The 1,940-nt window shown below is 57.4% G+C and carries 1 rRNA gene (running past one end of the window); it reads left to right on the top strand.

Features of this window, described 5'->3' with window-relative positions:
• The first annotated feature begins 243 nt into the window (after nucleotides 1-243).
• A 23S ribosomal RNA gene (locus AB0411_RS37590) occupies nucleotides 244-1,940 on the top strand (it continues 1,491 nt past the right edge of the window).

The following is a 1,940-nucleotide window of genomic DNA, read 5'->3' as shown; positions in this document are numbered from 1 at the left end:
GTGGTTAGCTCATGGGTGGAACGTTGACTATTCGGCACACTTGATTCTCTGGAAGTTAGTACTGCTTCGGCGTGGAACGCATCCGGAAGATTGAGTGGGTCGGGCACGTTGTTGGGTATCTGAGGGTACGGACTGTTGAGTCTGGACCTTCGCGATGCCGGCCCCGGTAAAGCATCCTGGTAAGGGTGTGTGACGGGTGGCTGGTCGTTGCTTGAGAACTGCACAGTGGACGCGAGCATCTGTGGCCAAGTTTTTAAGGGCGCACGGTGGATGCCTTGGCACCAGGAACCGATGAAGGACGTGGGAGGCCGCGATAGGCCCCGGGGAGCTGTCAACCGAGCTTTGATCCGGGGGTGTCCGAATGGGGAAACCCGGCAGTCGTCATGGGCTGTCACCCGCTGCTGAACACATAGGCAGTGTGGAGGGAACGCGGGGAAGTGAAACATCTCAGTACCCGCAGGAAGAGAAAACAACCGTGATTCCGGGAGTAGTGGCGAGCGAAACCGGATGAGGCCAAACCAGTCACGTGTGATACCCGGCAGGGGTTGCGTGGTTGGGGTTGTGGGAGTTCTCTTTCACAGTCTGCCGGCTGTGAGACGAGTCAGAAACCGTTGGTGTAGGCGAAGGACATGCGAAAGGTCCGGCGTAGAGGGTAAGACCCCCGTAGCTGAAACATCAACGGCTCGTTTGAGAACCACCCAAGTAGCACGGGGCCCGAGAAATCCCGTGTGAATCTGGCGGGACCACCCGTTAAGCCTAAATATTCCCTGGTGACCGATAGCGGATAGTACCGTGAGGGAATGGTGAAAAGTACCGCGGGAGCGGAGTGAAATAGTACCTGAAACCGTGTGCCTACAAGCCGTGGGAGCGTCGCGCAGAGACTTGTCTCTGCGTCGTGACTGCGTGCCTTTTGAAGAATGAGCCTGCGAGTTTGCGGTATGTTGCGAGGTTAACCCGTGTGGGGAAGCCGTAGCGAAAGCGAGTCCGAATAGGGCGTTGAGTAGCGTGCCCAAGACCCGAAGCGGAGTGATCTAGCCATGGGCAGGTTGAAGCGGAGGTAAGACTTCGTGGAGGACCGAACCCACCAGGGTTGAAAACCTGGGGGATGACCTGTGGTTAGGGGTGAAAGGCCAATCAAACTCCGTGATAGCTGGTTCTCCCCGAAATGCATTTAGGTGCAGCGTCGTGTGTTTCTTGCCGGAGGTAGAGCACTGGATAGGCGATGGGCCCTACCGGGTTACTGACCTTAGCCAAACTCCGAATGCCGGTAAGTGAGAGCGCGGCAGTGAGACTGTGGGGGATAAGCTCCATGGTCGAGAGGGAAACAGCCCAGAGCATCGACTAAGGCCCCTAAGCGTGTGCTAAGTGGGAAAGGATGTGGAGTCGCAGAGACAACCAGGAGGTTGGCTTAGAAGCAGCCACCCTTGAAAGAGTGCGTAATAGCTCACTGGTCAAGTGATTCCGCGCCGACAATGTAGCGGGGCTCAAGCACACCGCCGAAGTCGTGTCATTGCAACATGAGGACCAACGTCCGTTGTGATGGGTAGGGGAGCGTCGTGTGCCGGGTGAAGCAGCCGTGGAAACGAGTTGTGGACGGTTCACGAGTGAGAATGCAGGCATGAGTAGCGATACACACGTGGGAAACGTGTGCGCCGATTGACTAAGGGTTCCTGGGTCAAGCTGATCTGCCCAGGGTAAGTCGGGACCTAAGGCGAGGCCGACAGGCGTAGTCGATGGACAACCGGTTGATATTCCGGTACCCGCTTTGAAACGCCCAATATCGAATCCATTAATGCTAAGGCCGTGAAGCCGGCCTGGAGTCTTCGGACAAAGGGACGTGGTGGAGCCGCCGATCCAAGGTGGTAGTAGGTAAGCGATGGGGTGACGCAGGAAGGTAGTCCAGCCCGGGCGGTGGTTGTCCCGGGGTAAGGGTGTAGGGC

Source organism: Streptomyces angustmyceticus, assembly GCF_040701845.1.
GTDB classification, from domain to species: domain Bacteria; phylum Actinomycetota; class Actinomycetes; order Streptomycetales; family Streptomycetaceae; genus Streptomyces; species Streptomyces angustmyceticus_A.
Note: the sequence above shows the minus strand (reverse complement) of the source record. Positions and strands in the feature narration are given on the sequence as shown.